General features: G+C 67.1%; 2 protein-coding genes. One reads left to right on the top strand and one right to left on the bottom strand.

What is annotated here, in order from left to right; genetic code table 11:
- The coding region (locus ACIBG5_RS43635; RefSeq protein WP_396397996.1) for a hypothetical protein at nucleotides 1-190 on the bottom strand (190 nt) is incomplete at its 3' end.
- On the opposite strand from ACIBG5_RS43635, the gene ACIBG5_RS43630 reads away from it, so the two are divergent.
- On the top strand, nucleotides 104-1,078 hold the full coding sequence (locus ACIBG5_RS43630) for an IS481 family transposase (protein WP_396397995.1): 975 nt from the start codon (nucleotides 104-106) through the stop codon (nucleotides 1,076-1,078). The two genes, ACIBG5_RS43635 and ACIBG5_RS43630, sit on opposite strands and share 87 nt — an antisense overlap.
- Nucleotides 1,079-1,090: the final 12 nt, after the last annotated feature.

Genomic DNA, 1,090 nt, shown 5'->3' with positions numbered 1-1,090 from the left:
TGTACTCGGCCGAGACGTTGGTGACGTTGGGGTTGGTGGTTGACGTAGGGAAGACCTCCGGAGTGCGGTGGAGATAGCCGTCTTCACCAGTCCGGAGGTCTTCGTGTCCTACCGTAACGCTCGTCTGAATTTGTATGGTCGGTTGTTGCTGGTTCAGCGGGTCTGTCGTGACCGGCGGCCGGTGGCTCATGTGGCCAAAGAGCTGGGGGTGTCGCGGCAGTGTGCTCACCGGTGGGTCGCGCGGTTCCTGGCCGAGGGTGAGCCGGGTCTGGTGGACCGGTCGTCGCGGCCGCACAGGTGCCCGCGCCGTACGCCGGCCGAGCTCGAGGCCAAGGTGCTTCAGGCACGACGAGAACAGCGCCGGGGACAGGACTGGCTGGCCGCCGAGACCGGCGTGCCGGCCCGGACGGTGTCACGGATCCTGCGCCGCCGCCAGGTCCCGTACCTGCGTGACTGCGACCCGCTCACCGGACAGGTGATCCGAGCCAGCAAGGCCACCGCCGTGAGGTACGAACGCGACCGGCCCGGCGAGCTGGTGCACATGGATGTGAAGAAGATCGGCCGCATCCACGACGGCGGCGGCTGGAAGGCCCACGGCCGCGAGCACGGCCAGACCGGGGCGCAGAAGAAGGCCCGGATCGGGTTCGACTACGTCCACTCCCTCGTCGACGATCACTCCCGGCTGGCCTACTCCGAGATCCTGACCGACGAGAAAGGCGCCACCTGCGCGGCCTTCTTGCACCGCGCCGCCGGCTACTTCGCCGCCTTCGGGATCACCCGCATCGAGCGGGTGATGACCGACAACCACTACAGCTACAGCCGCACCGTCGCCGTCCGCGACGCCATGCACGCCCTGTCTGCCCGGCACGTGTTCATCCGTCCCCACTGCCCCTGGCAGAACGGGAAGGTGGAGCGCTTCAACCGCACCCTGCAAACCGAATGGGCCTACAGCCGCATCTTCCTCACCAACACCGCACGAACCGATGCACTGGCACCCTGGCTCGACTTCTACAACAATCAACGCCGACACACCGCACTCGGCGGCCTCCCGCCAACCAGCCGACTGTCACCAACCTAGTGACCGAGTACA

The organism is Kribbella sp. NPDC050241 (genome assembly GCF_044459685.1).
In the GTDB taxonomy this organism is placed as follows: domain Bacteria; phylum Actinomycetota; class Actinomycetes; order Propionibacteriales; family Kribbellaceae; genus Kribbella.
This window is presented reverse-complemented; position numbering and strand designations above follow the sequence as displayed.